Origin of the sequence: Nonomuraea jiangxiensis, assembly GCF_900099965.1 — a bacterium.
GTDB lineage: Bacteria > Actinomycetota > Actinomycetes > Streptosporangiales > Streptosporangiaceae > Nonomuraea > Nonomuraea jiangxiensis.
The window spans coordinates 510,105-536,696 of the sequence record NZ_FNDJ01000002.1; the positions used below are offsets into that span (position 1 = coordinate 510,105).

Sequence of the window (26,592 nt, forward strand, 5' to 3'; positions counted from 1 at the left end):
GGAAACGGCCGTGCTGGCGCCCCAGCCCGCACCGGCCTGCGACCAGGCGGGTCACGAGCTCGCGGCCGGCGACCCGAGGGCGCTATGGCCGAGCGTGGCCGCGGCCTTCGACCGGCTCGGCGTCATCGCGGCCCCCGCACCGACACGCTCGCCCCGCAAGACCGACCCACCGCCCGACGGGCCCCAGACTCAGCCCCCGGTCCTTGGCTTGGGCTCAGCTCCGGTCCCTGACTGGGACTCAGCTCCGGTCCCAGATGCGGCCGGTCTCCCAGGCGTACTCCCAGGCCTGGATGTCCGGCGGCTCGATGCCCAGGCCCGTCAGGATGGCGCAGACCTGCTCACGATGGTGGTTGGCGTGGTTGAGCGCCTGGGCGAGGAAGATGCCGGCGCGGACTTCGCGCGTCCCCTCGTCCACGATGACCACGCGTTCCACGTCGATCGGCTTGGCCGGCACGTGCTGTAGCGCTGGCGCCGCCGCCGTTGGCTGATCCGGCTCAGCGGTCCGAGCCGAATGAGGCGTTCCGAGCGGCGCGTGCGGAGCCAGATCGACGAGGGTGATCGATTAGCGTCGGCGAAGTAGCCGACGAGTCATGGGAGGCCTCCTGCGGCGGCAACGGAGGTATCTGCTGCTGCGCGTGCAGGGTTTGGGTCCCGGAACTCGCATGAGCATGGGCAGACCGAAAGAGGTCAGAACCGGATATCCGCTGATGGCCATGATGTCCCCTTCCTTGGCCTGTCGGCCGCAGCCTTTCTAGCTCCGCTTGTACCCCTTCTCCCGTCCAGTGGTGTAGTCCCTGGGCCCCGGTCGACAACACCCCCTGGGTGTTCGGAAGTCTTCCGGCCTTCACCTCAGGATGACGGCCCCGGCGGGCAGCGCAGGCAATGGCGACACGAGATCCTTGCCAAGGAGGTTTTGAGGCTGACCGGCAAGGGACGATCCAAACCTATGAACGAGCCCAAAGAAGATCGATCCGCAGACGCATCCGAACATGGCTGCTAAAGCCGCCCATCCTCGCGGCGCGTGGCGGGCAGGGCGTCGCCCAGCAGGGGCTCGATCACGTCCACGGGGGCGGGGGTGACGGGCGACGAAGGTTGCGCGGTCCGCGCTCTATGGCCTGTGCCAGGGGTGTGGGTGTTGGGGTGCCGCGACGTGGAGGTGGACGGGCGGCCGGGCGAGAGCGTCTCGCTCGCCGCCCGGACCCACCCGGGTGCCTAGCTGCCGACCGGTTCCGCGCGGAGCCGGGCCGAGTGCTTGACCAGGGCGATCAGCACCTCCCGGCTCGACTCGCGCTTCCTGGCGTCGCACAGGATGATCGGGATCGAGGGGCTGAGCTGGAGGGCCAGGCGGACCTCGTCCAGCTCGAAGGTGGGAGCGCCCTCGAAGCAGTTGACCGCCACCACGAACGGCGTGCCGCGCCGCTCGAAGTAGTCGACCGACGGGAAGCAGTCCGCCAGCCGCCGCGTGTCCGCCAGGATGACGGCGCCCAGCGAGCCCTCCGCCAGCTCGTCCCACACGAACCAGAACCGCTCCTGGCCCGGCGTGCCGAACAGGTACAGGACGTAGTCGTTGCCCAGGGTGATCCGGCCGAAGTCCATCGCCACGGTGGTGGTGCGCTTGGCCTCCACCGAGGTGAGGTCGTCGACGCCGATCCCGCGGTCGGTCAGAACCTCCTCGGTCCGCAGCGGCCGGGTCTCGGAGACCGCGCCGACCATCGTCGTCTTGCCCGCGCCGAACCCTCCGGCGACCAGGATCTTGATCGCGGTGGGCAGGCGCGGACGCTCAGAGCGAGCGAAGGCCATCGAGCACCGCCCTGTACATCTTCATGTCGTGCATGTCCACCTCGGCTTGTGGTTCCTGGGCAGAGACGAGTTCGCGGTCGAACAGGTCGCCGAGCAGCACCCGGATCGTGCCGGCCGGCAGGTTGAGGTAAGCGGCGATCTCGGCGACGGACTTCGGTTCGCGGCACAACTGGAGGATCCTGATGTGCTCCGGGTCCAGCCCGGCGTCCGGTCCCGGCGCCGGTCCCACCGCCAGGGCCATGGAGATCAGGTCGAACCTGCCGTGCGCCGGCTGGGTGCGGCCCCGGGTCACCACATAGGGCCGGATGATCTCCGGGTCCACCCAGTGCTCGTCTGTGTGCTCGTCCCGGCCTCTCACCGGTCGCTCCTGGCGGCCTCGTTGCGGGCTCCCGAGGTGAGGTACTGGCCCACCCGGGCGACCATCATCGCCATCTCGTACGCGATCAGCCCGATGTCGGCGTTCTGCGCGCACAGCACCGCCAGGCAGGCCCGCTCGCCCGCCATGGTCACGATGAGGAACTGGGTCTTCCACTCCACGACCGTCTGCCGCACCGCGCCGCCGGAGACGTGGTCCGAGACGCCCTTGGCCAGGCTCTGCAGGCCGGAGGCGACGGCGGACAGGTGCTCGCCATCGGTCCGTTGCAGCCCGGCGGAGGAGGCCATCAGCAGGCCGTCCGAGGACAGGACGATGGCGTGCTCGGCCTCCTTGACGCGATTGACGAGGTCGTCGAGCAGCCAATTGAGATCGGCGCCCGCGGACGGACTCATGCCTCACCACCTCCCGACTGCTCATCCATCATCTTGGCGGCCTGGGAGCGGCCAAGACGAGTGCCTGACTGCAGAGATCCCATCATCGCGCGGATCTCCTCCGGGGAGCGCTCGTCATCGTCCTCCTCGAGATCGGGCTGCGTGGGCATGTCGTCACGCAGGGCTGGCGCCAGGTTCGCCTGCGGCACTCGGAGCGGCAGTCCTGACGGCGTGAACTCGGCCACAGGCTCCTGCTCCGGTTCAGCTGGCGGCTGGTTGGTCACGGTTCTGGGCTCGGGCCCGCGCTCCGTGGCCCGCGGCTGCGGGGGGAGCGGTGGGCTCGGCGCGGGCACCGGGGGTGGCCCGGAGCGGGTGGGCTTGAGCGCGCGTACGTTCTCCGCCGGGGCCGGCCGCGTCGCCGTGGCCACCGCCGACTGCCTGCGCGGCAACTGCTCCTGGCCACCGCCGTCCTGATGCTCGGGCGTGGGATCGAGCTGTACGAGCTCCTGCGGCAGCAGCACCACGACCGTGGTGCCGCCGTACGGCGACGCCTTGAGCACCACCTGGATCTCGTGCCGCCTGGCGAGCTGGCTGACCACGTAGAGGCCCAGCCGGGCGGTGCCCGAGATGCGGAACTCGGGCGGGTCGGCGATGCGCTCGTTGGCGGCGTCGAGGTCCTCGGGCTTCATGCCGAGGCCCCGGTCCTCGATCTCGATCACGTACCCGTTGGCCACGAGCTGGCCGCTGACCTGCACGTTCGTGTACGGCGGGGAGAACGAGACGGCGTTCTCGATCAGCTCGGCGAGCAGGTGGATGACGTCACCGACGGCCCGGCCGATGAGCACCACGTCGCCCATCGGCATGAGCGTGACGCGGGTGTAGTCCTCCACCTCGGCCAGCGCGCCGCGGACCACGTCGACCATGGGGACCGAGCGCCGCCACGTACGGGCGGGGGCCGAGCCGGAGAGCACGATGAGGTTCTCGGCGTTGCGCCGCATGCGGATGGCCAGGTGGTCCAGCCGGAAGAGCTCCTTCAGCTCCTCCGGATCGGTCTCGCGGCGCTCCATCACGTCGAGCACGGTGAGCTGCCGGTGCACCAGGCCCTGCGTCCGGCGGGCCAGGCTGAGCAGGATGTCGCGGATACTGCGGCGCAGCTCCGCCTGCTCGGCGGCGACGCCGATCGCGGTGCGCTGCACGGTGTTGAACGCCTGGCCCACCTGGCCGATCTCGTCGTCACCGAAGTCCAGCGCGGGCGCCTCCTTGGCCAGGTCCACCTCCTCGCCGCGGCCGATGCGCTCGACCACGCCGGGCAGCCGGTCGTCGGACAGGTCGTGGGCGGCGTCGCGCAGCCTCTTGAGCTGGGCGAGCAGGTCGCGGGCCGTGGTGATGGACAGGATGATCGAGGCGATGACCGCGATGAGCCCGAGACCACCGGCCAGGACCAGCCGGACGATCACGTTGACGGCGACGGGCACGATCCGGTCCACCATGCGGTCGCCCGCGCCGAGCACCATGCCGTTGAAGTCGGCCAGGAAGCGTTCGGTCGCCGCCTTCCACTCGTCATCGGTGAACGGCAGGTTCAGCGCGGTCGGGTCATGCTCCATGACCTGCGCTTCCATGTTCTGGAGCTGGACGAACGACCGGGCCTTGGTCAGCTTGTCGTAGGCGGCCCTTTCGGAATCGGGCAGTTCGCTCGCGGCCTGTCCGGCGACGATCCGCCAGGCGCCCACGGCCTGGCCGAACAGGGCCTGGTCGGCGGGAGTCAGCCGTCCCTCGGCGAGCGCGCCGGCAAGCAGCGCGTCCTCCCGGGTGAGGAGCTCCCTGGCGCGGCTCAGAGAGACGAGGGTGCGGACGTCTTTGGCGATGTCCTTGTCGTCGAGCGTCGCCATCGACCCGTAGAGGCCGTAGATGGAGTCAGTGACGTCGTTGTACTCGGTCGTCGTCTCCAGGCGGCCAAGCCTGCCCGCGTCGACGTCCTTGCGAATCTCCTTGACCGATTCGAGCTGCTTGAGCACGTCGGCGAGCCGTTTCTCGCCCTGCTCGTCTAACGCCCAGCTGACCAGCCCGGCGCTGGACGACTCCTGGAAAGCGGAGATGTCGCGGTCGTTCTGCTTACGCTGTGTTTCGAGCTCTTTGCGAGATTGGGCGGTCTTCTCGCTCAGCCTCACAACCGAAAGCCAGCGCTCTTTTTGCAGGCCGTAGAGCACTGGGTCGCTGGGGGTTGCTACAGCGGAGTCGAGTTGGGAGACCCACAAGAGGTTGACGCCCTCACGGAGGGTGACCCACGCAGCGAAGACCCACAAGGCTGCCAGGGAGAGCAGCATAGCCGTGATCTTGGTCCGCAGCCCCGTGTTGCGGAAGCGCATTTTCGTACCCACCCTGTGAAAGTCATATCTGGTGCGCCGGACACCGTACGTGTGGCGAGGTTGCATGGAGTATCGATCAAGGGACTCTAGCGCACTCGCAAAGTGCCTCTCAAGCAACACCAGTCCACATATGCCAGGTTCTGACCACTATAAGTCAATTTTGCCCCAAAATACGTCAGAAACCGGTATCCTTCGCAAGCGCCCGATCCTGCCCAGATATTTCAGCGGCCGCAAAGACCTCGCATATCGGCTTCATGAACACTCACACCAGTGGACCGGGATGCCACGGCAGGACCGCGCGGGCGGTGGGCGCCTCGGGTCGCGGGGTGCGGGGCGGGGTGTGCCGTGGGCGCCGCCGGCGTTGTGTCGTCTCAGTCGTGGTGTGATCATGAACTGATTCCGAACATCGACAGGAGCCGTTATGAGCCCCTCGCCGTCCCTCCCTGACGAGCTTTCCTCCGGTGCGCTGTCCGCCCGCGCGGCGGAATGTGCCCGTGACCTTCGCCGCACTGCCGCGTCCTACCCCGAACTCTTCGACACCGGTGAGTTCGCCCACACCCCTGATCAGATCGCGAACATGATGGTCTACGGCACCCCGCGCCATGAACCGGACGTGCTGCGGAGTCCCTCCCAGCTGGCGTTGTGGATCTTCCCACTCGACGCGGCCATCGACCGTGACGCGACAGAACGATCCCAGGTGCAGGCCATCGTCGAGGAATGCAAGGACGTCATCGCCGGCCACGACCCACGGACGCCCCTGGCCCGGCTTCTCGCTCACATCCGCGATGACCTGGCTCCCGCGCCCGCGTTCGACCATCTGGGACCGGTATGGCGCACCGAGGTGGCCGCGATGCTCGATGCGATGGCGCGGGAATGGGATTGGAAGACCACGGCCAGGGAGACCGCCGCCGCACCCACCCTGAAGGAGTATCTGGGCAATGCGGCGAACTTCGGCTCCACCTGCGTCGCGGTGTGCCGTTTGATCAGCACCGACGAACCGGAAGCCACTCGCGAGCACCTGCCGGCGATCATCGACGCCGCCAATGCGACTCAACGGGTCATGCGCCTGGTCAACGACATGCGCACCGTCAAACGGGACCACCAATGGGCGGACCTGAACGCACAGATGCTCGGGCTCGACGAGCATGCTCTGCTGGAAGTGATCGCCGAAGAACGCAAGGCATGTGACCTGGTGCTGGACCGGCTCGCGCAGTCCTGTCCGGGTGTGTCCGAAGATCTTCGCCGCCAAATGCTGACCACCTGGGGCTTCTACTTCGGCGGCGGTGATTTCTGGACCGTCTGAGGGCTCGTTCATCCCCCTCCTCACGGTAGGCGCAAGCTCATTATCAGAGTTGGACCGTCTGCGCCCGGGCCTGCCGGATGAGGTACGACGAGGCGATCACCGCGGCGCGGGTCACGGCGAGTGGAACGTACAGGTCCTTGTCGTGCCAGAGCGGAGGGTGGTCGCGGCCGGTCGAGCGTGCCAGGTACTCGTGACCCCGCTCCGCCGCACGGATGCGCCGCGGATCCGTGCGGCCTCGGGTCAGCAGCAGTATCTGCATCGCGTACGCGGTCTCCTCGGCCGTGCCCTCCCAGCGGCCCCAGGAGCCGTCCGGCCGCTGGGTCTCCAGCGTCCACTCGGCCGCCGCGCGTACCGCCTCCTCCGATACGTCCGCGCCGAAGGAGTTGAGCGCCAGCGCGCAACTGACGGTGGCGTAGTACGGCGACGCGTGCCACCGGTCCGTCCAGCTTCCGTCCGGCCGCTGGCGGTCGCGGATCCAGGCGGCCAGTTCGGCGATGGTCTCGTTGTAGCGGGGTGCGGCGTCGGGCCTGCGGTGGACGTACTCACCGAAGGCGTCCAGCACGTGCGCGTTGACGCTGACCGAGATGCCCTGCTCACCGGGCCAGGTGGAGAAGTGGGTGCCGGAGCGGAACCCCCACAGGCTGTCCGGTTCGTGCGGCGCGCCGAGCAGGGCCAGGGCGTACAGCGCCACGGACGTCGTGTCGGCATCGGCGGGCAGCCCGGACCCCGCGGGTGTGCCGGCTGGACCTATGGCCGCTCTGATGTCGGCCACCATCCATGGCGGCACTTCGATGGGCACGCCCGCCCGGAGCAGCCAGCTCAGCACCCAGCCTCGCTCGAACACGGTGATGGGCAGCCCGACGGGCACGGGGCCGCCGTGTAACCGGACCACCGCCTCCAGATGCCCGCGGGCCGGCTCGTGCGCGTCGCCTCCCCCGTGCTCTCCCAGCCAGGCCGCGGTCGCCGCGGGCGAGGCGCCGATGCTGCCGATGGGCGTGGGCCGGATGCCGGGCGCGCCGGCGGCCTCTTCGCCCGCGATCTCCAGGGCGTGCACCAGCTTCTCCGGCACCTCCATGCCGGACTTGAGCCACGACCTGACGACGTGGAGGGTGTCGTAGCTCATGGCTTCGGGCAACGGCATCGGCGCCTGGTCGGGTAAGCCCTCGACGTGCTGGTTGATGCGGGCGACGAGGGAGGGCACGATGTGCTCGATCGCCGGCATGTCGGGCAGTTCGAGCGGGTTGCCGAGCCAGGTGGCGAGCACCCGCAGGCCGCGGTCCGCCGCGCTGGAGAGGCGCTCGTGGTCCGTGTCCCGATCCCCGCGCGCCAGCACGGCGAGGATGGCCTCGGTGGCGCTCAAGGTCGGCACCAGGCCGTACCCGTCGGGCGCACCCCAGGCGCCGTCTTGCCGCTGCGTGCGGATCAGGTAGTCGATGCGTTCCCGATGACCGGTCAGCCAGGGGGTGAGCGAGACCAGCCGGCCGGTCTCGTAGATCGAGGGCGAAACCTGTCCCCACGGCTTGAGCATGAGGCTCGTGACAAGTTCGCCCGCCTCCGCGGTGATGTCCACCGATTCCCCGATGCTCACGCCGCACGCTTCCGTTCGATCGGGTGGAGCTGAAGGAAGAGCTTCTCCTTGGGCCGCAAGGTGGCTCCCCCTCGTAGGGGCGTCAGCTTCTGCGGGTAGGGCAGCGCCGGCCGGTACCTGCTGAACAGGTTGGCGATCAGCAAGGACGCCTCGACGTAGAACAGGTGCTGGCCGATGCAGACATGCGGACCCGCGCCGAAGGGGATGAACGAGTAGCGGTGCCTGCGCTCGGTCTTGTCGCCGGCCCAGCGTTCGGGGTCGAACTCCGTCGGCCGCGGCCAGAACTCCTCCAGCCGGTGGGTGGTGTACGGGCTGACCAGCACCTGCGAGCCGGCCTTGATCCGGACGCCGCCGATCTCCGTATCCGCCACAGCCTGGCGCGGGAGGACCCAGGCGCTCGGGTAGACGCGCAGGAGCTCCTGCAGGACCATACGGAGATAGTGCATCTCGGGGACGTGCGACGGCCGTACCGGGCCGTCGCCCACCACACGGTGGATCTCCTCCTGCAGCCTGGCGTTCACCTCGGGGTGGTCGTGCAGCACGGACCACAGCCAGAGCAGCGACATCGCCGTGTTCTCCGAGGCGGCGCCGTAGACGTTCACCAGGTCGTCGCGGACCTGCCGCACGTCCGCCTTGCCCTCCTGCTCGAGCCTGACCGTGAGCAGCGCCGAGACGACCTCCTTGCTCTGGGTCTTCTCGCGCTGCGCCCGCTCGATGAGGGGGTAGACGATCTCGTGGATCTTCTTCGTGGCTCGCAGGAAGGCCCGGTCGCCCGGGACCCTGATCGAGTACGGCGCGGAGGGGAAGAGCATGCGGAAGCCGATCGAGCTGGCGCACGTGGCGAACTCGGGCGCCAGCCGTTCGGCGGTCTCACGGGTGATCCGGCCGCCGAACAGCACCTTGATGACGGCCTGGTTGACGATCGAGGTCATCTCGTGCTCTACGTCGATCGGGCGGCCCGCTTGCGCGAAGTCGTCGAGCTCGACGATGCGCTCGGCGATGATGTCGGCCATGTCCTCGGCCAGTGAGGCCGTGTAGCGCGCGGTGAAGAGCGGCTGGAGGATCTTCCGGGCGGACGCCCAGGACTCGCCCTCGCCCATGATGCTGTGACCGATCAGACGCTGGAGCGGCTGCCAGAACATGCCCGCGCGGACGAAATTGTCCCAGTCCGTCTTGAGCACCTGCTGGACGTGGTCCGGATGCGAAATCAGGTAAGGGCGGAAGGGGCCGAGGTCGAGCCGGACGACCCGCCCGCCGGCCTCGGTGCCCATGCGGGCCAGTTCGGTGACCGGGTCTTTCACCAGCCGGGGGATGGCCCGGTAGAAGGGTATGACTTTCGGCCTGGTCACAGTGGTGCCCGTGGCGTTGAACATGGCGGCGATCCCCGATCCGGATGACTTCTTACTGGACAGTAAGATGAGGATGTTTTAGATCTTTGCGGCTTATCGGGTAAAAGCTGACTTCCGTGAAGATCGGGTAAATTTTGGGGGACCGCCGCTTTTGTTGGTGTGTGGAGGGCTGATGGCGGCCGGGTTCGGCGCCGCTCCGGCCGGAATCCGGCCGGCGGCTCGCCACCGCTCCGGGCCGCCGGCGCCGGGGACCCGTCGCTGAGCGGGTGACCGGACGGCGCCGGCGATGACATCGCCCGCGACCCCGCACCCGTGCGTTGCCGGCGGTGGTGATGGAAGGCCCTGGAGAGAGCCGGGGACGGTCGCTCGGCTCAGCGGGTTTCGGGGGAACGGCAGTGGTCTGGTGGTAGCGCAGCCCGTCGCCACGAGTTGATCCTCCGTTGCCCACGGTGTCCGTACCAAATTACGGACAACCCCTCACAAATGTAAATCTTCCAGTGGAGTATCACATGCTCGTGCATGTAGATTCAAGATCGTACCTGGGTAGGAGCACCTATTGAATCTCAGCCATGCGCCGGGCTCCGGCGTGCTCGTCCGCTGTCGCCGGCTGCTCGAACCCGCTCTCCGCGAGGCGGTCTCGGGGTTGCACCCGTGGAGCGGCAGGATGGTCGCGTTCGCGATGGGCTGGTCGGACGCGGACGGCCGGCCCGAGGGCGGCGACGGCGGCAAGGGCCTGCGCCCCGCCATCACCATGCTCAGCGCGGAGGCCGTCGGCGGCACGGCGGAGCTGGCGCTGCCGGGGGCCGTGGCGGTGGAGTTGGTGCACGCGTTCTCGCTGGTGCACGACGACATCATCGACAACGACGAGCGCCGCAGGCACCGCGATGCGTTGTGGAAGGCGTACGGGGTGGGGCCCGCGCTGCTGGCCGGGGATGCGCTGCTGGCCCTGGCGGTCAGCCGGCTGGCCGGGTGGCCCGAGGCGATGAAATACCTGTCGGCGGCCCTGGTGGAGCTGGTCCAGGGGCAGACGGCGGACATGGCGTTCGAGGAGCGGCCCTGGCGCGGGGCCAACCGGGTCACCGTGGAGGAGTACACCACGATGGCCGCCGGCAAGACCGGCGGGCTGCTGGGGGCCTCGGCGGCGGTGGGGGTGGTCCTGGGCGGCTCGCCCGAGCTGGCGGACCGGATGTGGGACATGGGGCGGGACCTGGGGGTGGCGTTCCAGATCGTGGACGACATGCTCGGCATCTGGGGCGATCCCGGCCTCACGGGCAAGCCGGTGCACAGCGATCTGCGCCGCGACAAGAAGACGTTGCCGGTGCTGGCGGCCCTCGCCTCGGGCGGTTCCGCCGCTAAGGAGCTGTCCGCCGTGCTCGTCGCCGGCGTGGTGGACGACGACTCGGCGCGGCGGGCGGCCGATCTCGTGACGGACGCGGGCGGCCGGGCGGCGGCGCAGGCCATGGCGGACCACTACCTGACGACGGCGTTGAGGGTCATGGACGAGTGCCTGCCGGGGGCCACGGAGCTGCGGGCGTTGTGCCATTCCCTGGTGGACCGGATCACCTGAGATAGGGGCCCGCGTCACGGTCTTTTCGGGTGAACCGATAATGGGGGGATGCGATCGATCGGCACGACGGATCTGTCCGTCTTTCCCCTGGGCCTCGGCACGAACGTCTTCGGCTGGACGGCCGACAAGGAGACCGCGTTCGCGGTCCTGGACGCCTACGTCGAAGGCGGTGGGAACTTCCTCGACACGGCGGACGTGTACCCCTACTGGGCGACCGGCGAGCCGACCTCCGAGATCATCATCGGTGAGTGGCTGGCCGAGCGCGGCAACCGCGAATCCATCGTGCTGGCCACCAAGGTCGGCATGCTGGAAGGGCTGAAGGGGCTGGCCCCGGCCACCATCCGGACGGCGGTGGAGGATTCGCTGCGGCGGCTGCGTACCGACTACATCGACCTTTACTGGGCCCACGTCGACGACCAGGACACGCCACTGGTGGAGACGCTGAGCACGTTCGACGCGCTGGTGCGGGAGGGCAAGGTCCGGCACGTCGGGGCCTCCAACTACAGCGCGGAGCGGCTGGCGGAGGCGCTGCGGATCTCCGGTGAGGAGGGGCTGGTCAAGTACGTGGCGTTGCAGCAGCCGTACAACCTGGTCGAGCGGGACTACGAGGGCGACCTGCGGGACGTCGTGGCCAGGGAGGGGTTGTCCAGCACGCCGTACTCGGGGCTGGCCCGCGGCTTCCTGACCGGCAAGTACGCGCCGGGGGTGGAGGTCGACAGCCCCAGGGCCGAGCGGGCCGCCCCGTATCTCGCGACCGAGCACGGACCCAGGACGCTGGAAGCGCTGGCCAAGATGGCGGCCGAGCACGAGGTCGCGCCCGCGTCGGTGGCGCTGGCCTGGCTCGCCGCCCAGCCGACGATCACCGCGCCGCTCGCCAGCGCGCGCGACCTGCGGCAACTGGACGCGCTGATGGCCTCCACGGCGCTGTCCCTGACCCCCGCCGAACTCGCCCTCCTGGACGAGGCCTCCCGCCCCTGACCTGCCCGGGGACGATCCCGGCCCCTTACGGAACCGGTCGTGTGCCCGGCCCCGCGCTCATCCGACCGGACGCGCGGGTGACCGGGGCCGCCTCCACGCGGTGGTCAGGAAAGGCTGTTCTGCCGGCACCACTCCTCGACGCCGCCCGCCTTGCGCTCCAGCGTGCGCACCCAGTGCGGGTTTGCCTCGATGGCGGCCGCGACGGAGGGGTTGCCGGGGAACACGGCGGAGAGCCCGGTGATCCGGAGGATGCGCTGGATGCGGTCCGTGGTCCTCGCGAGAGCGAGCGAACCTTCCTGCATGCGCAGCCGCTTGAGGCCGCCGACGAGCACCCCGAGCCCGGTCGAGTCGAGAAACTCCACGGCGCCCATGTCGGCGACGATGTGCACGACCCCTTTGGCCGCGAGGTCGAGCACGTGCTCGCGGAGCTGGGGAGCGGTGAACACGTCGATTTCGCCGGCGACCTTGATCACGGCGCAGTCGCCCACGGGACCGGCCACCTCTACCTCGATATCTCGCATTTCACCCCTCACCTTGTCATTTGTCGCATTGACAGAGAAATATGCCCTTTTACACTACGTCATAAAACAGCACCCCGTCAATCGAGAGCTGTCGCTGTCATCGTATAGAATGACGTGAATGAGGGATGGGTAATGCGCGTCGAAGAGGCCATCGGACGGCAGATCGCGCGCCTGCGGGCCGAGCGGCGGCTGTCACTGACCGAGCTGGGGGAGGCCCTGGGGCGTTACCTGGACAGGCCCTGGAGCAGACAGTCCGTCCACCAGGCCGAGCGCGGCCAGCGGTTGTTCACGGCGGCCGAGCTGACCGCCCTCGCGCTGGCCCTCGACACCTCCGTCCCCGTGTTGTTCCGCGCGGAGGACGACCGGATCGAGCTCCCGAGGCGGGTCGTCTCCCAGGAGGAATACCGGGGGATCCTGCTCAACAGGGAGCGGGACATGCCGCTGGACGGGGTGGAGGAGCTGATCATCGCGCTGCATGACATCGGCGAGGTGCTCTCGCGGCCCGGCCTGGCCCGGCTGGCCCGCATCGCCCGGGTCGCCGGCACCGACCACCCGTAGCCCGGCGGCGGCCCCCCGGCCACCCGGGGCCGCGGCTGAGCGGCCCGGCCGGGGGTCAGTGGCCGGGTCAGGGGGTCGCAGTCGGGGCTGGGTGGCGAGGCCGGGGCTGGGTGGCGAGGCCAGGGGTCAGTGGCCGGTGGTGGTCGAGGAGACGTCGAGGTCGCGGGGGGTCAGCAGCCACACCGTCAGCGCGCCCGCCAGCATCAGCAGGACGCCCGCGCCGCTGGTCAGGGTCAGCGAGTCGGTGAAGGCGGCCTTGGCCTGCTCCAGCAGTTGCCCGCCCGCCGGTCCCAGCTCCCTGGCCACGTCCACGGCCCCGCCCAGGGACTCGCGGGCGGCACCGGCCGCCACGCCGTCGTGACCCAGCTCGGCCCGGTAGACGGCGGCGGCCAGGCTGCCCAGGACGGCCACGCCCAGCGCCGCGCCCACTTCGTAGCTGGTCTCTTCGATGGCCGCCGCGCTGCCGGACTTGGCGGCGGGCGTACCCGACATGATGACCGCTGAGGCGATGGCCAGCGAGCCGTTCCCGAGGCCGATGAGCAGCAGGGCGACGGCGACCGGCGGGTAGCCCAGCGGCTCGGACGCGAGCAGGAGCGCCAGGAACCCGAGCGCGGTCACCGCCAGCCCGCCCGCCAGCACCGCGCGGGCGCCGACGCGGGCCGCCAGCACCGGGGCCAGCGGCGAGGAGACGAGCGCGGCCAGCGCGGCGGGCAGCAGCAGCACGCCCGCCATCAGCGGCGAGTCACCGCGTACGAGCTGCATCCACTGCGCCAGTAGCAGTAACACCGCCGCCATCGCGATCGACGTGGTCAGCGCCGTCACCACCCCGGCGGAGAACGGGCCGTTGCGGAACAGCCGGATCTCCAGCAGCGGATCCGGCCTCTTCAGGCACCGCACCACGAACCAGCCCAGCGCCAGCGCCGCCACCGCGGTGGCCGCCAGGGCGCCGGGGGAGGCGAGGCCGTGCTTGCCGAAGCTCTTGACCGCGTACACCAGCGCCACCATGCCGACCATCGACAACACCGTGCCCAGGGCGTCCCAGCGGCCGGACCGCGGGCTCCTGGACTCCGGCAGCAGCAACAGGCCGGCGACCGTCGCGACCACCATGACGGGCACGTTCACCAGGAACGCTGAGCGCCAGCTGAAATGCTCCAGCAGGAACCCGGCCAGGATCGGCCCCATCGCCGCCCCCACCGCGGCCATCGCCGCCCAGACGCCGAGGGCCCTGGCGCGTTCGGCGGGGTCGGTGAACAGGTTCCGGATCATGGACAGCGTGGACGGCATGATCATCGCGCCGCCCACCCCGAGCAGCGCCCGTACGGCGATCACCTCCGGCGCGCTGTCGGCCGCCAGCACCGCCAGCGAGGCCAGCCCGAACACCGCGAACCCGCACAGCAGCATCCGCTTGCGACCCCACCGGTCGCCCAGCGCGCTGACCGTGACCAGCAGCCCGGACACCACCAGCGAGTACGCGTCCACCATCCACAGCAGCTCGATCGAGTCCGGCCGCAGGTCCTCGGTGATGGCCGGCAGGGCGACGTTGAGCACGGTCATGTCCATGACCACGAGCAGCACGCTGGCCGACAGCACGACCAGGCCCGCCCACCGGCGCCGCGCGCTGACGGGTGGATCGACGGTGATCGTCATGAGCTCCTCCGAGGTCCGGCGCCTTGCAGGAAGGTGGTCAGGAGCAGCCGGGGCACGTCCCGGCGGGCCACGTCGCCGTGCCTGAGGCTCTCGCGTACGGTCACGAGCAGGCCGTAGACGGTGTTGCTCACCCAGCGCACGGGCAGGTCGGCGCGGAGCAGGCCGGCGCGCTGCGCGGCGGCGTAGAAGGCGACCTCGCGCTCCTCCAGCTCGTCCGAGCGGTGCTTCAGCTCGGGATGGAACGCCATGGCGGTCTCGGTCAGGCCGAACCCGTACTCGTCGGCCACCTCGATGAGGCCCAGCAGGAGGGCGTGCATGGCCTTGTCGATCACGTACGGGTCCGTCGACCCGGTCGCCTCGGCCATGCCGGCGTTCACCTGGGCCCGGTGCCACTGCTCGTGCGCGCGGTGGCCGAGGGCGACCATCAGCTCCTCGCGGCTGCTGAACTGGCGGTGCAGCGTCGCCCGGCTGATCCCGACGGCCTCGGCGAGCTGGGCCATGGAGGCTGCCGGGTTCTCGTTGAGGTGCTGGATCGCCGCGGTCATGATCTGCTCACGGCTCATCGGCATTGGACACCACCGTATCGTTTGCGACAATCATGTCTCATACGGTACATCATTGACTCGGCGGTGGGGCAGGCCGAGCCCCTTTGCTCTTGTGCGGGGCGTGGGGAGGGGGCTCTCGCTTTCCCGGCATGGCGGCGAAGTCGCAGGTCGGCTAGGGTGCGGAGCTGTGGTGATCGGTGACGCGCGCACGCGCATCCTGGACGCGGCCGAGGAGTTGTTCGCCGGCGGCGGCTACGCGGCCACCCCGACCGCGGTCATCGCCCGGCTCGCCCAGGTCCCCGGCGAGCTGATCTCCCACTACTTCCCGCGCAAGATCGACGTGCTGGTCGCCCTCGTGGACGAGCGCACCTCGGTCGAGGAGGAGGGCGACGTCGACGCGGTGCCCGGCGACCCGGCGGGCACGCTGGCCCGGCTGGCGCGCCGGCTGCCGCTGCGGGCCTCACCGGCGATGCGGCGCATCCTGTTCAGGGAGGCCGACACGCACACCTCGGTCAAGGAGCGGCTCGGGCGCCTCAACCGCGAGCTGGCCGCGCGGACCAGGGTCGCGCTGGGGCTGGCGCTGCCCGGCGCGCGCGGGGGCGCCGCCAGGCTGGAGGTGGCGGCGGCCATGTTCGCCGCCGTGCTGATCTACCAGGAAAACCTCTGCCAGCTAACCGGCCACCAGATCGACCCTGACGCCGTCGCGGAGCTCATCGCCCACTCGCTCGTCTAGCAGCTCGTCGAGCGCCGCGCGCAGGTGGCCGAGCAGCCCCCACACGTCGTCCATGCGCTCGGGACAGGCCACGATGCCGAAGTCGAGCCGGCCGTCGTAGGAGAAGCAGGTGATGTTCAGGCCGCCGCTCATGTCGGTCAGGACGGACAGCGGATAGTACGCCAGCACCCTGCCGCCGCACAGGTAGAGCGGGAACTGCGGGCCCGGCACGTTGCTGATGATCAGGTTGATCGGCGGGAACGCCAGCCCCGCCAGCCGGAAGATCGCCGGCGTGACCAGGCTGGTGACCGGCGCGGGCAGCATCGAGCACAGCTCGCTCGGCCACGTCGCGGGGGCCAGCGCGAACCGCCGCTTGGCCCGGCTCATGGCGGTGCCGACGGCCCGCAGGCGCTCCCTGGGATCGGGGACGTTCGTGGGCATCGGGGCGACCATGGCGGAGAACTGGTTGCCGACCAGGTCCCTGGCCCTGGCCGTACGGACGGCGACGGGCACGGCCGCGACCAGCGGCTCCGCCGGCAGCGCGTCGCGCTCGCGCAGCCACGAGCGCAGGGCCGAGGCGCACAGGGTCATCACGACGTCGTTGACGCTGATGCCGTTGGTCCTGGCCACCCGCCTGACGTCCGGTAGCGGGAGCGAGCCGAAGGACAGCCGGCGGCGGGCGCTGATCGGCCCGTTGAGCGGGGTGCGCGGGACGGACAGGCTGGGTAACTCGGGACGCTCGTGCCGGTCGCGGGCCACCACGCGGGCGGCCCTGGCGATCAGCCGCGCCCCGGGGATGGCGGCCGCGAGGGGGATGGCGTCCAGATCCTCGGCGGCCCTGACCACGGACTGCAGCGCGCGTACGGGGTGGGTCGCCGTCCGCATGGCGGCCCCGGCCAGCATCCCGGCCAGCCCCGGCGGTTCGGCGCGCGCCTTGTCACCGGCCGGCACACGGTCCTGGGTGACGTCACGGCTCTTCCTGGACGGGCCGCACTTCGGGCGGAGATGGCCGTCGGGCGTGAGGTCGAGCAGCGTGGCGAGGGTCTCCGCGCCGGAGACGCCGTCGATCGCGGCATGGTGCACCTTCGTGTAGACCGCCACCCTGCCGCCCGCCAGCCCGTTGATCAGGTGCATCTCCCACAGCGGGTGGGCCCGGTCGAGCCGGCGGGCGTGCAGCTCCGCCACGGCCTCGGCCAGCAGCCGGTCGTCGCCCGGCGCGGGCAACGTCATCTCGAACAGGTGGTTGTCGAGGTCGAAGCAGGGGTCGGCCGCCCAGTAGGGGTGGTCCAGGCCCAGCGGCACCTCGGCCAGCCGCAGGCTGAGCGCGGGGGACAGGTGCATCCGGTCGAGCAGCAGCTCCGCCAGAGCCCGCCGGTCGACGGTGCCGGCGGCGGGGTCGAGGATCGCCAGCCCGGCGACGTGCGCGGCGGTGGTGGCCGATTCGACGTTGAGGAACTGGGCGTCGAGTGCGGTCAACTGGCGCATCTGCTCTCCTTTTGCGATGATGCGGGGAGCATCACACAAGGGGATTTCCAGAACGTTTCCGCGAGAGTCTTCCAGATGAATTCGGGTGCGCCTGACCCGCGTTTAGTGAATTCCCGGCCCAGTCGGGATCGGTGACAATTACCTATCCATTGACGAGCTGAATGGGGTGTCGCACGACGGCGTCGAACCGGTAGCCGAAGGGGTGCCGGGGCGTGCTCAGGGGCTGGGTGGCGCCGGTCTCGTCGGTGGCCCGCGCCATGAGCACCACCGGTCCCGTACGGCGCGGCGCCCAGCTGATGTGCCACGGCAACCAGGCCCTGGCCAGGCGTTGCCCGCGATGCTCGGCCGGACGCCAGGTCTCGCCGCCGTCGAGGCTCACCTCGACCCGGACGATCCTGCCCTGGCCCGACCAGGACCGGCCGCGCAGGACGTAAAGACCGCCGATCGGCAGACGGGCATTCCAGGGGAGCTCGAAAGCGCTCTTCACCGGCTGCGTGGTGATGTCCGGGTAAAAGACCGTGTTCCACGGGGTGCGCAACTCCTCGGTCGCGACTTCGAGCTCGCCGAGCCATTTGATGGACGCTATTCCCACCCATCCCGGCACCACCAGCCGCACCGGAAAACCGTGGTCGGGCGGCAGCCGCTCGCCGTTCATCTCGTAAGCCAGCAGCACGTCCTTCATGGCCTTGCCGACGGGCAGCGGGCGGCGTACGTGCCCGTAGTCCTCGAACGGCGCGTCCAGCCCGGTGGCCAGCACGTCCACCGCCTCGGGCAGCAGCCCCACCTGCTTGAGCAGGTATTTCAGCGGCACCCCGCGCCAGCGCGCCACCCCGATGCCGCCGAGACCCCACTGCGTCCCGGGCACGGGCTCGTCCTGCTGGGTCCCGTAGAACCGGCGACCGTTGCCGGCGCACTCGATCGCCACGTCGAGCGTGCGCGACGGCATCGCCCGCAGCTCCTCGTAGCCGAACTCGCGGGGCCACCTCACCCCGGCGCCGTGCACCCGCAGCCGCCAGACGGCGGCGTCGATGAGCGGGGTGGAGGTGTGGTTGCGGACGAAGAACCGGTCGTTCGGAGTGTGGTATCCCTGCCCCGCCATGGCCTCCCAGCGCATCTCCGCGTTGGGGCCGCGCACCCGGAACAGATGGTCGGGCAACGGCTTGACGATGGTCGCCACGGCCTGCTTCATGGTCCCACCTCCACAATACCTATTTCCTACCGGGAAACCATTTAATCTCCTCCCCATGCACTCCCGCGACCCCGCATCGCCATCTCGTGCCGATCGGTCGCGGGGACCGTTCCAATCCGCCGCCCTACCCCTTACCCTCCCGCCGACCTCGGCGAACGCGTGCGGAAGACAGTCCTCGGTGCCCGCTCGCGGAGCTCGCGAACATGCGCCGACCGCCGGTCCAACATGCGCTCACCGCCGATCCCGGCACAGGAACGCGACCGCCTCAGCGTCCGACACACGGCCCCGCCCGCAACCGGAGTTGAAAACGTCCGGCCCCGCGAACGTCCGGCCCCGCGAACGTCCGGCTCCGCCAACGTCCGGCTCCGCCAACGTCCGGCTCCGCCAACGTCCAGCCCCGCGAACGTCCGGCCCTGCCGACGGGCGGCCCTGCCAACGGCCAGCCCCGGTAGCGGCCGGCGCCGCCAACGGCCAGTCCCGCCAACGGGCGGCTCGCCCCCGCACCCGTATCCGGACATACTGCTCGGGGTCGGCTTCCGGGGCGGCATGTCGGAAGTGCGTGATCCGCGGCTAGGATCCGTCCCGGTAATGGGTGTCAAGGACGCGGGTGCGCCTCGCCGCTTCCAGGGAGGCTGGGATCGTGACCGGCACGTGGTGGTGGGATCTGCTGATCGGCCTCGCGGTCGCGCTGGTGGTGTGCTGGCTCCTGCTGGTGGCCGCGCTTGCCGTGGCGCGCCCCCGGGGCGGACTGTTGCGGGACTCGCTCCGGTTGCTGCCGGACATGCTGCGGCTCGTGCGACGGCTGGCCGCCGACAGCACCCTGCCGCGCGGGATACGGGTCCGGCTGGGGCTGCTGCTGGCGTATCTGGCGTTCCCGATCGACCTGATCCCCGACTTCATCCCCGTGCTCGGCTATGCCGACGATGCCATCGTCGTCGCCGTGGTGCTGCGCTCGGTGGTGCGGCGGGCCGGGCTGCCCGCCGTCGAACGCCACTGGCCCGGCACCCCGGAAGGCTTCGCCGCCCTGGTCCGGCTCACCCGCCTGGACCGGCACTGACACCCCCCACGACTGGCACTGACACCCCCCACCTTTGATCGGCCGCCGGTCTCGCCTCGGTCGTGACCGGTCCGGTCCCATCCGGTCAGGACCAGCCCGGTTGCGGGCGCCCGACCGTGGCCGGTCCCCGGTGCCTTCGCCCGGTCAGGACCGGTCAGATCCACCCTGACGGGAACACTCCGGTCCGCCCTGACGGGACCGGTCTGGTCCCATCAGGTCCGCCCTGAGAGGACGGATCCGATCCGGTCCGCTCTGATGCGACCGATCCGGTCCACCCTGATGGGAACGGTCCGGTCCCATCAGGGCCGCCCATCACCCTTGGGCCGTGGCCGGAGGGTGGTTCAGCGGCCCAGGAAGTCGAGGAGGCGGTCGAGGGGCCAGGTGTTGATCACGTCGGCCGTGGTCAGCCAGGCCCGCTGGGCGATGCCGACGCCGAAGCGCTGGTTGTCCAGGTGGGGGATCGCGTGCGAGTCGCTGTCGATCGAGAACTTCACGCCGTGGTGCTTGGCCAGGCGGACCAGGTCGGACGGCAGGTCGGAGCGGTCGGGGTAGGAGTCGATCTCCATCGCGGTGCCCGTCCTGGCCGCCACGCGGAAGATCGCGTCCCAGTCGGCGTCGACGACGCCCCGCATGCCGATCTTCCGGGTGGTGGGGTGACCGATGATGTCGACGTAGGGGTTTTCGCAGGCGGTGATGAAGCGGCGGGTCATCTCCTCCCGCGACATCGTGAAGTGCGAGTGCACCGAGGCCACGCACACGTCGAACTCCCGCAGCACCTCCCCGGGCCAGTCCACCGACCCGTCGGGGGCGATGTTGAGCTCGGTGCCGTGCAGCAGCCGCATGCCGGGATGGTCGCGCTGCAGCTCGGCGAGCCGCGCCCGCTGCTCCAGGGCCTTGTCCAGGGTCATCCGCTGCATCGTCAGGTCCGGCGCGTGGTCGGTGACCGCGTAGTAGGCGTAGCCCCGGGCCTGACCCGCCGCCACCATGTCGGCCAGCGAGGCGACGCCGTCGGTCAGGTCGGTGTGAGTGTGCAGGTCGCCCTTGAGGTCGGCCAGCTCCACCAGCGCGGGCAGCTCGCCCTGCAGGGCCGCCTTGACCTCCCCGCCGTCCTCCCGCATCGGCGGCGGCACGAACTGCATGCCGAGCGCGGCGTAGATGTCCTCCTCGGACTCGGCGGCGATCACCCGCTCGCCCTCGAACAGCCCGTATTCGGACAGCTTCCAGCCCTTCTTCACCGCCATCTCGCGGATGGTGACGTTGTGCTCCTTGGAGCCGGTGAAGTATTGCATGGCCGCGCCCCACGACCCCGCCGGCACCACCCGCAGGTCCACCTGGATGCCGGCCGTGGTGCGGACCGAGGTCTTCTTCTCGCCCGCCGCGATGACCTCGGCGACATAGGGCTGGGCGCGGAACTCGTCCATGATGGAGTCCGGCGCCACCGCGAGGATGTCGATGTCGCCGATCGTGTCCTTCATCCGCCGCAGCGACCCCGCGTAGGCGATCCGCTCGGCCTTCAGCGACGCGATCACCTGCTCGGCCAGCGACATGGCGACGCCGATGTGCACGCGGCGGCCGGACTGCTCCAGCTCCTGGACGCCCTTGAGCAGGTTGGCCAGGGTCTTGGGGCCGAGGCCCTTGACGCCGTCGAGGCGACCGGCGGTGATCGCCTCGCTCAGCGTCGCCGGGGAGTCGATGCCGAAGTCCTCGAACAGCATGATCGCCGTCTTGGGCCCCAGCGTCGGCACCCGCGTGAGTCGGCGCACGCCATCGGGCACCCGCCCCCGCAGGTCGTCGAGCTGGCGGAAACTCCCGCGCTGCAGGAACTCCTCCATCTTCTTGGCGATGGCCTCGCCCACCCCGGGGACGCCGCGCACGTCGACGACCGAGATGTCCTCGGGGAACCCGGCGATCGCCTTGGCCGCCTTCTGGTAGCTCCGCACGCGGAAGGCGTCGCCGCCGCAGAGCGCGAACAACTCCGCGTATTCCTGCAGCGCCGCCGCCGCCTCCTCATTTGCCCGCATGCCCATACCTTAGGGCCCGGCTCCGACAATCACCGGCCCGGCCGCCGCCCGGCTCAGAAACGCACCTCACGCGGCCGGTACGGGGCCCCGAGGAAGTCCAGCTCCTCGGCCGACAGCGACACCGACACGGCGGCCACCGCGTCGTCCACGTGCCGGTCCTTGGTGGCCCCCACGATCGGCGCGTCGACGGCCTGCTGGTGGAACAGCCAGGCCAGCGCGATCTGGGCGGCCGGCAGGCCGCGCTCGCCGGCCACGTGCGCCACCCGGTCGAGGACCAGCTTGTCGTTCTCCGGGTCGTACAGGAAGTCGATGCGCGGGTCCGACCCCGCCCTGGCGGTGCTGTCCGTCGTGCCCGCCCTGGCCAGCACGCCACGCGCCAGCGGGCTCCACGGGATCACGCCCACCCCCTGGTCGGCGCAGAGCGGCAGCATCTCGCGCTCCTCCTCCCGGTAGAGGAGGTTGTAGTGGTTCTGCATCGAGACGAACTTCGTCCACCCGTTGCGCTCGGCCACGTGCTGCGCCTTGGCGAACTGCCAGGCCCACATGGTCGAGGCGCCGATGTAGCGGGCCTTGCCCGCCTTGACCACGTCGTGCAGCGCCTCCATGGTCTCCTCGATGGGCGTCTCGTCGTCCCACCGGTGGATCTGGTAGAGGTCCACGTAATCGGTGCCGAGCCGGCGGAGCGAGGCGTCAATGGCGGCGTGCACGTGTTTGCGCGACAGCCCCCGGTCGTTGACCCCCTCGCCCATCGCCCCGTTCACCTTGGTGGCCAGCACGTAGTCCTCCCGCCGGGGGAAGATGCCGCGCAGCAGGTTGCCGGTCACGACCTCGCTCTCGCCCCGGCTGTAGACGTCGGCGGTGTCGAAGAACGTCACCCCCGCGTCGACGGCCCTGCGGACGATCGGCTCGGCCGCGTCCTGCGTCAATGCCCATTCCTGCCTGTCCGGATCGCCGTAGCTCATCATGCCGAGGCAGATCCGTGAGACCTTCAAACCCGTCCTGCCAAGCCGCGTGTATTCCATGCCCCTCACCCTAGGCACCGCAGGCACCCGTTGGACCGGTTCACCGTGGATTCCACGGGCAGTCATGCGTGTCCAAAAGCGGCACTTGCCTTTACACGGCGGATACGGTCAGGTCGATTATGGAGAACGGTGCAGCGTAGGAGCACTCACCGCTCGGCGGAACCTGTCAGCCCGGGCGCGAACGGGGTGGGGTGGAGGACACGAAAGCTGATCTTCTGGCTCGGGCGCGTTCCAAACTGCATGACTTCTCCTCTCTCTTCTGGGCAGGGGGCCTCGGCCTCACTGCGGGGATCCTCACGCTGTCGGCGTCGGTCGTGGCAGGGCTGGCCGCCGCAGGGTCCGTGGTCGTGGGGACGCTGACGCTGCTGGTCCTGCTGGCGCTGCACGTCAAGTTCATCGTGGCGGGGCCGTGGTGGATCGTGGCGGTGCAGGCCTGGCTGACGTACCTGCCGATCACCGTGTTCGGGGCGGCGTGGACGCCTGTGTGCGGGCTGCTGTCCGGGGCGCTGCTGGTGATGGCGGGCCGGATCCACTCCACCGTGCTGGTGGCGCTGGCGCTGGCCTGCGGGCCCGTCCTGCTCTTCGCGCCGGACCCGTCGAAGATCGATCCGGGGTGGGCGATCGCCGGCCCGCTGGTCGGCCTGGTGGAATACACGCTGGTGACGCTGGCCAGGCGGGCGCGGCTGCTGGCGGAGGCGCGTACCGAGGTCATGCGCAAGGCCGTCGCGCTGGAGCGCCGCCGCTTCACCCGCGACCTGCACGACCTGGTCGGGCACCGGCTCACCGTGCTGGTGCTGAAGACGCAGCTGCTGCATCGGCTGGTCGCCGAGGGCGACGAACGCGCCGGCGACGAGGTGAACCAGATGATGGAGCTGCTCACCAGCCTGTCCGCCGACGTCAGGGCGGTCGCGCACGGCCTGCGCAGCTCCTCGCTGTCGGCCGAGCTGGGCTCGGCGCGCCTCCTGCTGGAGTCGGTACGGGTCCGCTGCCAGATCAAGGTGGCCTGCCGCGAGTTACCGGGCGAGGTGGAGGAGGCCCTCACCCACGCCCTGCGTGAGGGCGTCACCAACGTCCTCAGGCACGCCGAGGCCCGCCAGTGCTCGATCCACCTCATCGAACGCGACCAGCTCGTGCGCCTGTCCATCAGGAACGACGGCGTACGCCCCCCGCGCCGCCCCGGCGACGCCGGCCAGGGCCTGCTGAACCTGGCCGAACGCGTCTCCGGCCTGGGCGGCTGGCTGGAGGCCACGTCGTCACGCTCCGGCCAGTTCGCCTTCCACGTTTTCGTCCCACAAAAGAAATAATCGGCACCCGGTCTATTGTGTGAAATTCACAAATGGCTGTGGAATACGCGTGTTCAGGCCGTGCCGCGTGTAACTAGACCGGACCGGCCGTGGGCGGCACTCTGCTTAAGACACCGCCCCGGAGGTCCGCGCCAGATGGACAAGTACGAGTTGCACTGCCTGGTCGACCAGTGTTTCTACGACACACTGGAAAACAGCACCGCCGACGACGCGGACTTTCCCATTCTCCGCCGCCCGCTGCCCGCCGGCTGGTCGAATGCGCTCACCGACACCTGGTGCTATTACGCCCCGGACGACGAGCCGCCGCTTCCCGCGCAGGGCTGGAAGATTCACGTGTCGGCCCGCGTGGAGGACGCCGAGCGCGCCATCGCCGCCGTGTGGGACTACTGCGTCCCGCGCCGGATCGCGTTCAAGTTCCTGCGCGGCACCCCGGTGCTCGTCATGGTCAACTCCAAGGCCGCCTCCCGCGCCTCCAGCGGCAAGCTCCTCACCGTCTACCCCCGGGACGAGGCTCAGCTCGAACTCGTCCTGAAGGAGCTCGACGAGCTGCTGCACGACGTGCGGGGCCCCTACATCCTCAGCGACCTGCGCTACGGCACCGGCCCGCTGTTCGTCAGGTACGGCGGTTTCGCCGAACGCCACTGCCTGTCCGACTCCGGCGAGCGCGTGCTGGCCATCGAGGACGGCCAGGGGCGGCTCGTGCCCGACGTACGGGGCGCCATGTTCTCGGTGCCGCCCTGGACGACGCTGCCCGGGTTCCTGGAGCCGCATCTGGCCGCCCGCAACGCCGTGACCATGAGCGGGCTGCCGTACGCGGTGGACAGCGTCCTGCACTTCTCCAACGGCGGCGGCGTCTACCTCGGACGGGACACGCGCACCGGGGAGCGGGTGGTGCTCAAGGAGGCCAGGCCGCACGCCGGGCTCGACGCGGCCGGACGCGACGCCGTCACCCGGCTCCGGCACGAGCGCGACATCCTGGAGCGCCTGTCGGGGCTGCCCGCCGTGCCCGCGCTGCTCGGCTACTTCACGCTGGGCGAGCACCACTTCCTCGTCCAGGAGTTCGTGGACGGCACGCCGCTGCAACGGCGGCTGGTGCACCGCTACCCGCTCACCCGCGCCACCTGCACCGACGCGGACCTCGCCGAGTACACCGCCTGGGCGGTCGAGACGCTGGAAAGCGTGGCGCTGGCGGTCGCGTCCCTGCACGAGCGCGAGGTCGTCTTCGGCGACCTGCACCCGGACAACATCCTGCTGACCGAGGACGGCCGGGTGGTGCTCATCGACTACGAGGTCGCCACGCTCGCCGGCGACCGGGCCCGCGCCGCGCTCGCCCACCCGGCCTTCGCCCCGCCGGCCGACCGGCAGGGCCTGGACCTCGACCGGTACGCGCTCGCCTGCCTGCGTCTGGGCCTGTTCGCGCCGCAGTGCACGATCATGCTGCCGCTGCACCGGCCGAAGGCGGCCCACCTCGGGACGCTGGTCAAGGAGGCGTTCCCGGTCCCGGCCGGCCTGGTGGACCCGGCCGTGGCCACGGTCTCCGGCCAGACGGAGGACTGGGATGAGAGCCTGCCCATGCCGGGCGCGGCCGGCTGGCCCGAGCTGCGGGACGCGATGGCCCGGGCCATCACCGCCAGCGCCACGCCCAAGCGGGACGACCGGCTCTTCCCCGGCGACGTGGCCCAGTTCCAGCCGGGTGGCGGGCTCAACCTGGCGCACGGCGCGGCCGGCGTGCTGTTCGCCCTCTCGCGGGCGGGCCTCGGGCCGTACCCGGAATACGAGCACTGGTTGTGCGAACGCGCCCTCCGCCCGGCCCAGGGCTCCGGCCTCGGCCTGTACGACGGGCTGCACGGCATCGCGTACGTGCTCGACCTGCTCGGCCACCACCGGCACGCCCACGACCTGATCGACGTCTGCCTGCGCGAGAAGTGGGACCGCCTGGAATCGGCGCTGTTCTCCGGCCTGTCCGGCATCGGGCTGAACCTGCTCCACTTCGGCCACACCGACCTGGCCCTGCGCGCGGCGGACATCTGCGCCGGCCGCCTCGACGTGCCCGTCCCCGAGATCAGCGGCGGCACGAACCCGAGGGCCGGGCTGATGTACGGCTCGTCGGGGCCCGCGCTGCTCTTCCTGCGCGCCTACGAGCACACGGGCGACCCCGGGCTGCTCGACCTGGCGGCCACCGCGCTCCGGCAGGACCTGCGGCGGTGCCGGGCCACGGAGGACGGCTCGCTCCAGGTCAACCAGGGCTGGCGGCTGCTGCCGTACCTGGACGAGGGGTCGGCCGGGATCGCCCTGGTGCTGGCGCGTTACCTCGCGCACCGGCACGACGAGGAGCTCGCTACGGCGCTGGCCGGGCTGCGGCTGGCCGGGCGCGCCGGCTTCTTCGTGCAGTCCGGGCTGTTCACCGGGCGGGCGGGCATCATCGCGGCGCTCGACGGCGACGTACGGGGTCTGCGGTGGCACGCGCTGCCGTACGGCGGAGGACTGGCCTTCCCCGGGGACCAGTTGCTGCGCCTTTCCATGGATTTCGCGACCGGAACGGCGGGCGTGCTCTTCGCCCTCGGTGCGGTGCTGGGTGACCAGCCGGTCCACCTGCCGTTCCTTGAGGCCGCCCCTGAGCGGCCTGTCCCCGACGAGTCATCGGAAGGAGGTGTCACACATGGTTCTTCTCGACCTGCAGGGTCTTGAGGCCCCCGCGGCCGGCGATGTCGCCAGCGGCGGCAGCACGCTCACCGTGCTCTCATGCCACTCCGGCAAGCCCAGCAACCTCAGTGTCGCTCTGTGCCACTGATGCTCTGAGATATCGGTCATCCCCGCGTCGCCGGCTCGTGGC

22 protein-coding genes and 1 pseudogene are annotated in these 26,592 nt (G+C 70.4%); 9 read left to right on the forward strand and 14 right to left on the reverse strand.

Translation table 11 applies throughout. The annotated features are described in order from the left end of the window. Positions 1-238 precede the first annotated feature (238 nt). The 5 genes from BLS95_RS59750 to BLS95_RS05615 all read right to left on the reverse strand — a co-directional run bounded on the left by BLS95_RS59750 (position 239) and on the right by BLS95_RS05615 (position 4,913). Complete coding sequence (locus BLS95_RS59750) at positions 239-454, reverse strand: DinB family protein (protein ID WP_218135615.1); 216 nt, start codon at positions 452-454, stop codon at positions 239-241. A gap of 758 nt (positions 455-1,212) precedes the next feature. After that, a complete protein-coding gene (locus tag BLS95_RS05600) occupies positions 1,213-1,800 on the reverse strand; it encodes a GTP-binding protein (protein WP_090929753.1) in 588 nt (195 codons plus the stop codon). Continuing rightward, entirely contained in the window at positions 1,781-2,158 is a 378-nt protein-coding gene (locus BLS95_RS05605; RefSeq protein ID WP_090929754.1) for a DUF742 domain-containing protein, read from the reverse strand. Before BLS95_RS05605 ends, BLS95_RS05600 begins: the two co-directional genes overlap by 20 nt. Continuing rightward, on the reverse strand, positions 2,155-2,568 hold the full coding sequence (locus BLS95_RS05610; RefSeq protein ID WP_090929755.1) for a roadblock/LC7 domain-containing protein: 414 nt from the start codon (positions 2,566-2,568) through the stop codon (positions 2,155-2,157). Before BLS95_RS05610 ends, BLS95_RS05605 begins: the two co-directional genes overlap by 4 nt. Continuing rightward, positions 2,565-4,913 carry a sensor histidine kinase gene (locus tag BLS95_RS05615; RefSeq protein WP_090929756.1) on the reverse strand — a complete coding sequence of 783 codons (2,349 nt, stop codon included), beginning with the start codon at positions 4,911-4,913 and terminating at the stop codon, positions 2,565-2,567. The genes BLS95_RS05610 and BLS95_RS05615 overlap by 4 nt, the downstream gene beginning before the upstream one ends. A 421-nt stretch (positions 4,914-5,334) precedes the next feature. Between BLS95_RS05615 and BLS95_RS05620 the strand changes: the two genes are divergently transcribed. Next, positions 5,335-6,216 carry a terpene synthase family protein gene (locus BLS95_RS05620; protein WP_090929757.1) on the forward strand — a complete coding sequence of 294 codons (882 nt, stop codon included), beginning with the start codon at positions 5,335-5,337 and terminating at the stop codon, positions 6,214-6,216. A gap of 43 nt (positions 6,217-6,259) precedes the next feature. On the opposite strand, the gene BLS95_RS05625 is transcribed toward BLS95_RS05620, so the two are convergent. Together BLS95_RS05625 and BLS95_RS05630 are read right to left on the reverse strand one after the other, a co-directional pair. Further along, complete coding sequence (locus tag BLS95_RS05625) at positions 6,260-7,804, reverse strand: prenyltransferase/squalene oxidase repeat-containing protein (RefSeq protein WP_245764859.1); 1,545 nt, start codon at positions 7,802-7,804, stop codon at positions 6,260-6,262. Further along, on the reverse strand, positions 7,801-9,177 hold the full coding sequence (locus tag BLS95_RS05630) for a cytochrome P450 (protein WP_090929758.1): 1,377 nt from the start codon (positions 9,175-9,177) through the stop codon (positions 7,801-7,803). The genes BLS95_RS05625 and BLS95_RS05630 overlap by 4 nt, the downstream gene beginning before the upstream one ends. Positions 9,178-9,709: 532 nt before the next feature. Between BLS95_RS05630 and BLS95_RS05635 the strand changes: the two genes are divergently transcribed. Together BLS95_RS05635 and BLS95_RS05640 are read left to right on the forward strand one after the other, a co-directional pair. Next, on the forward strand, positions 9,710-10,720 hold the full coding sequence (locus BLS95_RS05635; RefSeq protein WP_245764860.1) for a polyprenyl synthetase family protein: 1,011 nt from the start codon (positions 9,710-9,712) through the stop codon (positions 10,718-10,720). A 48-nt stretch (positions 10,721-10,768) separates the two neighbouring features. Beyond that, positions 10,769-11,698: an aldo/keto reductase gene (locus BLS95_RS05640; protein WP_090929760.1), complete on the forward strand. Its 930-nt coding sequence runs from the start codon at positions 10,769-10,771 to the stop codon at positions 11,696-11,698. A 185-nt stretch (positions 11,699-11,883) separates the two neighbouring features. Here the strand turns inward: BLS95_RS05640 and BLS95_RS05645 are convergent. Continuing rightward, positions 11,884-12,219: pseudogene (locus tag BLS95_RS05645) on the reverse strand (STAS domain-containing protein); the annotation flags it as partial. Between the two features lie 132 nt (positions 12,220-12,351). Between BLS95_RS05645 and BLS95_RS05650 the strand changes: the two are divergent. Continuing rightward, positions 12,352-12,777, forward strand: coding sequence for a helix-turn-helix domain-containing protein (locus BLS95_RS05650; RefSeq protein ID WP_090929762.1), 426 nt, complete (start codon positions 12,352-12,354; stop codon positions 12,775-12,777). Between the two features lie 126 nt (positions 12,778-12,903). On the opposite strand, the gene BLS95_RS05655 is transcribed toward BLS95_RS05650, so the two are convergent. Together BLS95_RS05655 and BLS95_RS05660 are read right to left on the reverse strand one after the other, a co-directional pair. Next, a complete protein-coding gene (locus BLS95_RS05655; protein ID WP_090929763.1) occupies positions 12,904-14,424 on the reverse strand; it encodes an MFS transporter in 1,521 nt (506 codons plus the stop codon). Beyond that, the gene (locus BLS95_RS05660; RefSeq protein ID WP_090929764.1) at positions 14,421-14,993 is read right to left on the reverse strand and encodes a TetR/AcrR family transcriptional regulator; all 573 of its coding nucleotides are present in this window, start codon (positions 14,991-14,993) and stop codon (positions 14,421-14,423) included. The genes BLS95_RS05655 and BLS95_RS05660 overlap by 4 nt, the downstream gene beginning before the upstream one ends. A gap of 163 nt (positions 14,994-15,156) precedes the next feature. Here BLS95_RS05660 and BLS95_RS05665 point away from each other — a divergent pair, with 163 nt between their 5' ends. Then, positions 15,157-15,702, forward strand: coding sequence for a TetR/AcrR family transcriptional regulator (locus BLS95_RS05665; RefSeq protein ID WP_090929765.1), 546 nt, complete (start codon positions 15,157-15,159; stop codon positions 15,700-15,702). Here BLS95_RS05665 and BLS95_RS05670 read toward each other — a convergent pair. Next, the gene (locus BLS95_RS05670) at positions 15,640-17,166 is read right to left on the reverse strand and encodes a WS/DGAT/MGAT family O-acyltransferase (protein WP_090929766.1); all 1,527 of its coding nucleotides are present in this window, start codon (positions 17,164-17,166) and stop codon (positions 15,640-15,642) included. The two genes, BLS95_RS05665 and BLS95_RS05670, sit on opposite strands and share 63 nt — an antisense overlap. Positions 17,167-17,308: 142 nt before the next feature. Beyond that, the gene (locus BLS95_RS05675) at positions 17,309-18,355 is read right to left on the reverse strand and encodes a sulfite oxidase (RefSeq protein ID WP_090929767.1); all 1,047 of its coding nucleotides are present in this window, start codon (positions 18,353-18,355) and stop codon (positions 17,309-17,311) included. 640 nt (positions 18,356-18,995) lie between these two features. Here BLS95_RS05675 and BLS95_RS05680 point away from each other — a divergent pair. After that, positions 18,996-19,412, forward strand: a complete 417-nt coding sequence (locus BLS95_RS05680) for a YkvA family protein (protein WP_090929940.1) — start codon at positions 18,996-18,998, stop codon at positions 19,410-19,412. Positions 19,413-19,753: 341 nt separating this feature from the next. Here BLS95_RS05680 and polX read toward each other — a convergent pair whose 3' ends face one another. Both polX and BLS95_RS05690 read right to left on the reverse strand, forming a co-directional pair. Next, a complete protein-coding gene (gene polX, locus BLS95_RS05685) occupies positions 19,754-21,433 on the reverse strand; it encodes a DNA polymerase/3'-5' exonuclease PolX (protein WP_090929941.1) in 1,680 nt (559 codons plus the stop codon). Between the two features lie 53 nt (positions 21,434-21,486). Further along, positions 21,487-22,455: an aldo/keto reductase gene (locus tag BLS95_RS05690; protein WP_090929768.1), complete on the reverse strand. Its 969-nt coding sequence runs from the start codon at positions 22,453-22,455 to the stop codon at positions 21,487-21,489. A 191-nt stretch (positions 22,456-22,646) separates the two neighbouring features. Between BLS95_RS05690 and BLS95_RS05695 the strand changes: the two genes are divergently transcribed. From BLS95_RS05695 to BLS95_RS05705, 3 genes are all read left to right on the forward strand, one after another. Next, complete coding sequence (locus BLS95_RS05695) at positions 22,647-23,759, forward strand: sensor histidine kinase (RefSeq protein WP_143043593.1); 1,113 nt, start codon at positions 22,647-22,649, stop codon at positions 23,757-23,759. A gap of 135 nt (positions 23,760-23,894) precedes the next feature. Next, positions 23,895-26,447: a class III lanthionine synthetase LanKC gene (gene lanKC, locus BLS95_RS05700; protein ID WP_090929770.1), complete on the forward strand. Its 2,553-nt coding sequence runs from the start codon at positions 23,895-23,897 to the stop codon at positions 26,445-26,447. Beyond that, the gene (locus BLS95_RS05705; RefSeq protein WP_090929771.1) at positions 26,419-26,550 is read left to right on the forward strand and encodes a SapB/AmfS family lanthipeptide; all 132 of its coding nucleotides are present in this window, start codon (positions 26,419-26,421) and stop codon (positions 26,548-26,550) included. Before lanKC ends, BLS95_RS05705 begins: the two co-directional genes overlap by 29 nt. Positions 26,551-26,592 lie beyond the last annotated feature (42 nt).

Coding starts and splice junctions, on each gene's coding strand:
- BLS95_RS05600 (WP_090929753.1), bottom strand. CDS start 1,800: ATGGCCTTCGCTCGCTCTGAGCGTCCGCGCCTGCCCACCGCGATCAAG.
- BLS95_RS05610 (WP_090929755.1), bottom strand. CDS start 2,568: ATGAGTCCGTCCGCGGGCGCCGATCTCAATTGGCTGCTCGACGACCTC.
- BLS95_RS05615 (WP_090929756.1), bottom strand. CDS start 4,913: ATGCGCTTCCGCAACACGGGGCTGCGGACCAAGATCACGGCTATGCTG.
- BLS95_RS05620 (WP_090929757.1), top strand. CDS start 5,335: ATGAGCCCCTCGCCGTCCCTCCCTGACGAGCTTTCCTCCGGTGCGCTG.
- BLS95_RS05630 (WP_090929758.1), bottom strand. CDS start 9,177: ATGTTCAACGCCACGGGCACCACTGTGACCAGGCCGAAAGTCATACCC.
- BLS95_RS05640 (WP_090929760.1), top strand. CDS start 10,769: ATGCGATCGATCGGCACGACGGATCTGTCCGTCTTTCCCCTGGGCCTC.
- BLS95_RS05650 (WP_090929762.1), top strand. CDS start 12,352: ATGCGCGTCGAAGAGGCCATCGGACGGCAGATCGCGCGCCTGCGGGCC.
- BLS95_RS05655 (WP_090929763.1), bottom strand. CDS start 14,424: ATGACGATCACCGTCGATCCACCCGTCAGCGCGCGGCGCCGGTGGGCG.
- BLS95_RS05660 (WP_090929764.1), bottom strand. CDS start 14,993: ATGCCGATGAGCCGTGAGCAGATCATGACCGCGGCGATCCAGCACCTC.
- BLS95_RS05670 (WP_090929766.1), bottom strand. CDS start 17,166: ATGCGCCAGTTGACCGCACTCGACGCCCAGTTCCTCAACGTCGAATCG.
- BLS95_RS05675 (WP_090929767.1), bottom strand. CDS start 18,355: ATGAAGCAGGCCGTGGCGACCATCGTCAAGCCGTTGCCCGACCATCTG.
- polX (WP_090929941.1), bottom strand. CDS start 21,433: ATGCGGGCAAATGAGGAGGCGGCGGCGGCGCTGCAGGAATACGCGGAG.
- BLS95_RS05690 (WP_090929768.1), bottom strand. CDS start 22,455: ATGGAATACACGCGGCTTGGCAGGACGGGTTTGAAGGTCTCACGGATC.
- lanKC (WP_090929770.1), top strand. CDS start 23,895: ATGGACAAGTACGAGTTGCACTGCCTGGTCGACCAGTGTTTCTACGAC.
- BLS95_RS05705 (WP_090929771.1), top strand. CDS start 26,419: ATGGTTCTTCTCGACCTGCAGGGTCTTGAGGCCCCCGCGGCCGGCGAT.